Origin of the sequence: Porphyromonas sp. COT-108 OH1349 (genome assembly GCF_000768755.1) — a bacterium.
GTDB lineage: Bacteria > Bacteroidota > Bacteroidia > Bacteroidales > Porphyromonadaceae > Porphyromonas_A > Porphyromonas_A canoris.
Genome location: NZ_JRAH01000029.1, coordinates 1 through 7,131 on the forward strand (window position 1 = coordinate 1; position 7,131 = coordinate 7,131).

General features: G+C 44.8%; 9 protein-coding genes. 3 read left to right on the forward strand and 6 right to left on the reverse strand.

Going from position 1 to position 7,131, the window contains the following annotated elements:
* Positions 1–124 precede the first annotated feature (124 nt).
* The 3 genes from JT26_RS06580 to JT26_RS06590 all read left to right on the forward strand — a co-directional run bounded on the left by JT26_RS06580 (position 125) and on the right by JT26_RS06590 (position 1,096).
* Positions 125–379, forward strand: coding sequence for a hypothetical protein (locus tag JT26_RS06580; RefSeq protein WP_036847946.1), 255 nt, complete (start codon positions 125–127; stop codon positions 377–379).
* Positions 380–449: 70 nt separating this feature from the next.
* Positions 450–680 carry a hypothetical protein gene (locus JT26_RS06585; RefSeq protein WP_036847949.1) on the forward strand — a complete coding sequence of 77 codons (231 nt, stop codon included), beginning with the start codon at positions 450–452 and terminating at the stop codon, positions 678–680.
* 170 nt (positions 681–850) lie between these two features.
* Positions 851–1,096: a DUF5320 domain-containing protein gene (locus JT26_RS06590; protein ID WP_036847952.1), complete on the forward strand. Its 246-nt coding sequence runs from the start codon at positions 851–853 to the stop codon at positions 1,094–1,096.
* A 340-nt stretch (positions 1,097–1,436) separates the two neighbouring features.
* On the opposite strand, the gene JT26_RS06595 is transcribed toward JT26_RS06590, so the two are convergent.
* From JT26_RS06595 to traM, 6 genes are all read right to left on the reverse strand, one after another.
* Entirely contained in the window at positions 1,437–2,744 is a 1,308-nt protein-coding gene (locus tag JT26_RS06595; protein WP_036847956.1) for a hypothetical protein, read from the reverse strand.
* A gap of 265 nt (positions 2,745–3,009) precedes the next feature.
* Positions 3,010–3,459 (reverse strand): DUF3872 domain-containing protein, encoded by a 450-nt coding sequence (locus JT26_RS06600; RefSeq protein ID WP_036847959.1) that lies wholly within the window; start codon positions 3,457–3,459, stop codon positions 3,010–3,012.
* 20 nt (positions 3,460–3,479) lie between these two features.
* Complete coding sequence (locus tag JT26_RS06605) at positions 3,480–4,334, reverse strand: toprim domain-containing protein (protein ID WP_036847962.1); 855 nt, start codon at positions 4,332–4,334, stop codon at positions 3,480–3,482.
* Positions 4,334–4,918, reverse strand: coding sequence for a conjugal transfer protein TraO (locus tag JT26_RS06610; RefSeq protein WP_036847965.1), 585 nt, complete (start codon positions 4,916–4,918; stop codon positions 4,334–4,336). The genes JT26_RS06605 and JT26_RS06610 overlap by 1 nt, the downstream gene beginning before the upstream one ends.
* Before the next feature lies 1 nt (position 4,919).
* Positions 4,920–5,840: a conjugative transposon protein TraN gene (traN, locus tag JT26_RS06615; RefSeq protein ID WP_036847968.1), complete on the reverse strand. Its 921-nt coding sequence runs from the start codon at positions 5,838–5,840 to the stop codon at positions 4,920–4,922.
* Between the two features lie 38 nt (positions 5,841–5,878).
* A partial coding sequence (gene traM, locus JT26_RS06620) for a conjugative transposon protein TraM (protein ID WP_036847971.1) occupies positions 5,879–7,131 on the reverse strand: 1,253 nt, incomplete at its 5' end.

The window sequence follows — 7,131 nt, forward strand, 5'->3', positions numbered from 1 at the left end:
ACTATGCAATCAAAATACGGAATACCACGACCAAATTATCAATCTTGTCAATGCCAACCGCAAACTGATAAGGCAGAGAATGAGAGCGACAGCATAAGAAACAATTACCAAAACAATACAGAATATGAAAGCAGAAATAGAAAGCATCGTATGCAATTGGGCGGACGAGATACCCCATATACTTATAAGGATAATCAATGCCATTACCCTATCCACCAACGAGAAAGAATTGAGAGCAGCCATCAAGAAGATTGCCGAAGAAACAGAACTTGATAAGTTTTTTGTCTATGGATTTGGAGCGCATCATTTTTGGCTTACCCACCGCAAACTATCGAATGGCAAGCCAATGGAACACAGATTATTAAAGGTCGAGTTCTGAGTATATGAATAAGAAAGTTTATAGAGTACGNCAATGGAACACAGATTATTAAAGGTCGAGTTCTGAGTATATGAATAAGAAAGTTTATAGAGTACGAACGCAGTACAGTTTCGAGGGAGTGTTTGAAGTAGTTGCCGAAAGCAAGGTGGAAGCACGGCAGAAAGTCCGACAAGATTGTGGGTTAATAATGGGCGGAAGCATTTATAGCACTTTGCCTGATGAGGAGATAAATTGGGCTTTCTCCTCTCACCCCGATGTAAGGACGATGCAGATAACCATTCGAGAAGAACAGACAGAATAAAGCCGTCGGCGGATTTGCCAACCGCTACTTTCTTTCGTGAGCTTCGGGCGGACAAAGAAAGTAGCAAAGAAACCCCTATTAAGGATTCTAATTTATCTTACATCTATTGTCATGATAATGGCAAAATAATTCTACCTTTGACATATAGTTCTCATTAAAGCAATAAAACTATGAGTAGATTGGATGAATTACAGGAACAAATTTCAATCCTTGAAGAAAGTATTGAGAGAATTGAGAGACGAATCTCAGACTTGAGGGATTTAATTGACAATGCCTCTGACGATGTTCCTGGCTACATTGTACAAAGTTGGGAGGATGAATTAAACAATCTATATGAAGAAAAAATAGACAACGAAGAGCGTCTTGACGAATATCAAAATGAATATGACGATTGGGAAGAATACGATGAGGGCTGAGCTTAGTTAATATGAGCTTAGTTAATATATAATGGGGCTAGCATTGTTCTGACAATAAAAAAGAGCGAGAAGCAACATCGAATTTCTTCCAGTCTATTTTATCGACGACCAATTTTCAGAGTGAGTGAGATAGGTTCGGCACGCCTGACAAATTGCAGGCTGATAAAGGTTTTTTATAGGGCTTTTAGTTATGAAAATCTGCAAGTATCCTGCTATAAACGATAAGTTCACGAGCTGGTTGGTTTGCGAAATATTAAAAACTAAAAGGTGGTTTAAAGGACGACTTGTTGGTGAAGCTTGTGCCTTTCTATAACTTTTACCGAATACCAAATATTATACTCTATATGGTAAATTTTTCGGATAGAGTGTCTTGAATAAGCTTTATCAAGTCAATCATTTCTGTCTCTTCCCTTATGTCAAACCCGATGATATAGTCTCTCAAAATGCTTTCTTTTCCCTCAACATAATAATGATAGTTCGAAATAGCTTTTTTATTGATAAGAAGCTGATTGAAATTAAAGTGTGCAGCTTTAATTTCAGTCATAAAACTTAAAGCTCCACCTACAATATTGGGGAGCGAGAGAAAACCAAGCCCGATGTTTGCTGAATTTTTTAAGAGTTCTTTGGAGTTGCGTATAAATTCTTTCTTAAAATAAGAAGAAAGCTGTGTTTGAAATATTTCCTTATATTGGCTCTCCAAAGCCTCCCTTATATTCATTAATTCTTGGGCATTATATAGGATATCAGCTCTGTTTTCTTGGGAGATAGTGTTGACTGAAAGACGAAGGAAGCGATTGTAATTATCTATAAAATTAGAATTCAATATTGGTTGCCTTAGATAATATATATCCTCGAAGCTAAGACAATCTAGTGCTTCAACTGAAAACTTATGTCTATTCAACATCTCCAATAGTAATTCTATATAAATCTTCCAGAAGACCTGTAGTTCGGATAACTGAGTTTTTCGATTCTTTAAGTCTGTAAAACTATAGTCTATGTAATTCTCTTGAGGGAGCGTACTCTCACAATTCACAACTCTAGCACCAGACATATGATATACGAGCTCACGGTAATTTCTTAAAATAGCTCGACTGTGTGTGTCAAAATGGAGGGTTAAGCGGTCTATTGTCCCTCTATCCAATATCTTGTAATCTTTAATTTTTAGTATCAACTCTTCGATTTCATGTGTTGGCAAATGCTTTAGATTACTTCGAATCACAGAGTCTTCAGAGGCTAACCCTCGTACGAAAGTATCTCTAAACCAAGTTGAGTTTTCTTGTAATTCCCAAAGCACAGTCTTAGAGAGAAACTCATTGTAAAATGCTGTATATTCTTTTTTCCTTACAAGACTTATTTCTTTGCCTTCAAATAATTCTGAAATCTCTTTTTTATCTTTTCTAAATGCAGGAATTACCATTTCTTTCTGCAATAAGATTGGATTAGATGAGAAAAGCTTATACGTAAGTGGATTAACTAAATGAGATGCAGCGCAGACAATATTATTCTTGGTTAGTAATAAAACCTTTAAGTTACGTTCAATATAACGCTCTAGCACTTCAAGATTAGTAGAAGATGCAACAATACGATTATCGAAATTTGTAAAGTACGCATTTGCTCCTTGTAAATCTACACTTTCAATCCTATTCATTGTAAATTATTTCACCCGAAAAGTTTCTCTAAAATTTAATTATTAAAAACCAGTACCTTAACTGCATCTTCTAATAACTAGCATCTACCCTAGCAAAGGTACTTATTCATTCTAAAAACACGAAGAAAATCCCCCTTGAGATTCTTACTTTTTGCAAGGGGGATTTTTTGAAGAGAGAAAAAAGAAGCCAACCTCTATTGTTATTCTCTGTCAAAATATCTCTATGCTGAAAATTTCACTATATCAACATCTGAAAAATGAATCCCTATTCATTTGGTTTCTCCTTTTCCTCGTCCTTTTGGCTGTTGAACTCAAACGAGAGTTTTGCCGTCTGTCCGAAATTGTCCTCCACATACACGTCGATTGTCTGCTGGTCGGTGGAAGCAGAGGTGTAGTAAATCCTGAACTCCTCTTTTGTAAGCGGGTAACGGTCATTGGGTTTGAATATCGTGCCGTCTTCCATCTTCAGCCGTCCTTTTCCATCGGGCTGAAAGTACCTTATGGTGTAGCGGGTGTCGGCAAAGTTGCCCTCCCTTTTCAATGTACAGCGTATCTCCGCCGTCTGTCCCTTGACGATGTGCTTCTGAACGGGCATCGTCTCGACAGTGAACGGGTACGCCTGCTGAATATCCAACTCATTATCACAAGCAGATAAACAAAACCCTGCGAGGGCAAGCACTCCCATTACCCATATTGTGTTTATAATTTTCTTCATTGTCTGTTATCGTTTTGTTGTTATACATTGTTCCCTGCATTCTTGGAAAGCAGAAACTCATTCAAATCCTTATGGTCGGCATAGAAAGAGCAGCAGTCAATGACCTTCTCCCCGAAATCAGCTCTCAGTCTTTCCAATGTTCTTCGTCCCGCATCATCATTATCGAGATAGCATTCTATCCTGCGATAAACGTCCAGCACTTTTAGAGCTTTCTCCACATTGGAAACGGAATTAAGCACAAGCCAATCCGAATCGATGATACCTAACTGCATAGCGGAGAGATAATCCATAAAACCTTCAAAGACGGAACATACGTCCGAGCTGTTACACTTTAAGGAAATGTCCTTTGGCGGTATGCAGCCCTTGAAAAAGCGGTTGCGCAATTCCAATCCTCCGGCATCGTTGCGAAAGCCGATGGCATAGTACCGTTTGCCATGCACCCGGTATCGAACCTCCTCGCAGTTTGGGATGGCAACGTGGGCATTGATGCCTCTTTCTTTCAAATAGCCCAGCAGTCTGGCGTCCTGCAATGGGCGTACCCAAATATCATTGAAGACGGGTTCTTTCTTTTCGCTTCTTTGCGGTTGTTCCAAAACAGGTAGCGGACACGTGCCGCTCTTGGCGATGAAAGCCGCCCGCAGAAGGAAATCCTCGCTTCCAATAAACTCTCCTGCCAAGTCGAAGATGTCACCCCCTTTGCCCGTCCCGAAATCAAACCAGACATTCTTGGCGGTATCAACCTTGAATGAAGGTGTCCGTTCCGTTCGGTAAGGGGAGGAATACCACAAGGCGTTTCCTTTCTGCTTAGTCGGCTGAATCCCCATTGCGTTCAGGAAGTCCGCAATGGGAATCTCTCTCATCTGTCGCATGTCCATCAGTCCAGCATGATTTTCAGTCCGACACCGTACTGAGCATGAAAACGCCCCGTAGAGCCTCCCCACAGGCAACGTTCCCTGCCATAGAGCAGCAACACCAATCTGTCTGTCAGATAGGTCTCCGCCTGAAGGGTAACGGCACCGCCATAAAGGAAGCCGTCCTTATTGCGTAGCATAGAGCCATCAAACAGCAGTTTCTTTCCACCATTGACCGTCTCATATCCCGCCAAGGCGGAAATACCTACTGACAGGAGAAAGGTCTTGCTCCCGTCCGAAAGCACATTGCAGAAGAAACCTCCCTCTCCCGTGAACTGCTCCACTAGGATACGGCTTTCGCGATAGGGATGGTATCTACGGAGATATTCCGCTCCGAACATCCATTGATGTCCGCCTTTGGTGTAGTTGGCAAGCGAAGCTCCGAACGAGTATCCTGTCTCATTCTTTGAGGAAGCGGAATAAAAACCGTCCGCCATACCGGTTGTCATACGTATGCTCTTCATCTTGGGCAGACAGCGTTGGGCGTGCGCCTGCCCTGCAAAGAGGGCAAGCAACACGACAAACAGGAAAAATGCGAGCTTTTTCATATCACTTCACTTTGAGTTCGTTGATTTCCCTCGCACGCACAAGGTCTTCGTTCTCCACAACGAAAGACTGGTGTCTTCCACCGTTCTTCTCGTGCATCTCTACAATGAGCTGCTTGTCATCGGGGATGGTGAACTTTTGCAGGGTGAATACCGTGCGTTCGCTCTTCTGCCCCGCCACGCAGGTGGTGTAGTTGTAGGCACGCAGTGGAAGCAGTACCTGCTCCTGCATGGCAGTCTGCTTGGCGACCTTCTTGTCCACGATTTTGAACGTGATGAAGTCGATGTCGAACGGCACGTTGGACTTGTTGCGCAGTTCCGTATGGAAGTACAGCAGTCCGTTGTGCGAATACAACCCTTTGAGCAGGTACTGAATACCGAAGGACTTGCTGCCGATGTGCTTCACCGTCCGCCTGTCCTCCTTGTGAATGGATTTCATGATGAGCCTTACCAGCATCGGGCTTTCGCTTCCGAGTTCCTTGAGATAGACCTCCATTGCGTTGTTCGGACGGTTTACGCTCTCCCCATCGTGGATGAAGTCCGCCATTTCCACATTAAGTAGTAGTGGCTCGTTGGCATACTTGACATTAAATGTGTAAAACGCACCGTTTTCCGTGATGACACTCATGTTCGTCTCCTCGTGGAAGCCCTTGACCGTCGCCTTCACACGGATAACGTTTTCCGCTCCGTCCGCCTTCCCTGCAATGAGGTTGGGCGAACCCAAATCCACATAGCGCACGGCAGAGGGGAAGATAATGTGCACCGTCTTGTCGTAGGTGATTTCCAAGCCGTGGGGCGGTATCATCCGCTCAAAGGCAATCTTGCGAGTCAGCCCCTGATAGAGGTCTCCGCTTGAAGTTGTTTCCTGTGCGTTGGCACAGACTGCGCCCAGCATCAGGGCGATGGCTAAAACTGTTCTTTTCATTTTTACTGTGGATTAAAGTGGTGAATAATAACTGTGAATTACTTGTTTTCAGGTTGGTAGAGCAATACCTTGTATCCTGCTTTGAGATGCACCTTGACGGTACGCATCTTCTTGGCGAAATACTGCGAGGTTCCCTGTATCAGCCCCTTGCCCAAGTCGGCTGCAAGCTGTGCACCTGCATCGGTGGAGATGTTCATACTACTGCCTGCGGAAGTACCCATTCCTGCGACAATCTCCTTGGCGGCACTGCGCTCCATCGAGCCGGGAATGAATATCCCTTCCTGCCCGTCCATATCGTACACCGCCAACTCCACGGGGATGATGTTCCCGTGATATTCCAGCGATGAGACAAGTACGTTCAGGCGTTCGCCCTGTATCTTCGCCACACCGACGACAAGGGCATTGCGTAGTATTTCCCTGCCGGAGACCTGCATCGGTTCCAAGAGACGGAAACGTACCGTCTGCCCGTCCGTAACCGTCTGTTGGGTATGCACACAGGCGGAGATGGTATTCTTCTCCGTCGGCAGGACTGTTCCGATGGCGGTATGGAACATATAGTTTCTCTCCTTGACATATTCGGAGCGGAAAGTCGAGTCGCTCATCGGCTGCGCCAGAGCCGACACCACTTGCTCGCTCACAGGGGCAACGGGAAAGGCTACCGCCTTCCCGTTTCGGGGGGTTGCGACCGCTTTCCTTTCGGAAGCCGTCTCCCCATCCGAAACCAATGCCTTACTTGGCAACTGCTGTCCATCTCCCGACGGCATATACTTCGCCGCCAACTGATAGGACTTTTCAAGTAGTGCCATCTGGTCGTTCACGGTTATGGCAGGCGACTGCTGTTCGCTATTCATACGGTTTTCCAACTCTGCCAATCGAGCACGCAGCTCCTCCTTTTCGAGGTCTTCCCTCGATGCTTCATAGAAACTGCCGAGCGTGCGGTTGATGTCCTGATAGGCTGATGCCGAGGCGTGAAAGCCATCTTGCGGAGCAGAATGTCGGGACGTGTATTCCTCACTCTCATCCGAGGGTTCGGACTCCCAAGCAGACGTTTCTCCCGCTCCCTGCAAAATCTCTCCTGCTGTCATTTCTCCGAACATGGAACTGAGGCTTTGCATGGCACGACTTCGTTCCTGCTCCTTCTGTTCCATCATCTCCTTCTCATAGGCTTTCTTCTTATCACCGATCAGTTCGGTTGCCATCGGGTCGGGCACTTCCGTGTTGAAGCCCTTGGTCTGTTTCTCCTCTTCTTTCTCCGACGGAGCGAAAATGAGCCACATGGAGCCTGCAAAAA